This window comes from Enterobacter sp. HG048, assembly GCF_024702055.1.
GTDB classification, from domain to species: Bacteria; Pseudomonadota; Gammaproteobacteria; order Enterobacterales; family Enterobacteriaceae; genus Enterobacter; species Enterobacter dykesii.
Window position 1 is genome coordinate 1 of sequence record NZ_JANLIZ010000043.1, and the last position, 298, is coordinate 298.

The window sequence follows — 298 nt, forward strand, 5'->3', positions numbered from 1 at the left end:
GCTTAGTCGCTTAACCTCACAACCCGAAGATGTTTCACTTCTGATTGCGAAAATTTGAGAGACTCGAACACACATAACATGTGTGTCGTTTCAATTTTCAGCTTGATCCAGATTTTTAAAGAGCAAAACTTCGCAGTGCACCTTTTCAGGTTCACTCTGAAGTTTTCTTGTGTTCGCAGTAAAAGATGGTGGAGCTATGCGGGATCGAACCGCAGACCTCCTGCGTGCAAAGCAGGCGCTCTCCCAGCTGAGCTATAGCCCCATCGTTTATAATCTCTGTACCGCTCATCCTTTAAAA

At 45.0% G+C, this 298-nt stretch carries 1 tRNA gene; it reads right to left on the bottom strand.

Annotation, left to right across the window (positions count from 1 at the left end):
• Window positions 1–186: 186 nt before the first annotated feature.
• Window positions 187–262: transfer RNA gene (locus tag NUX24_RS21720), tRNA-Ala, on the bottom strand.
• Window positions 263–298 lie beyond the last annotated feature (36 nt).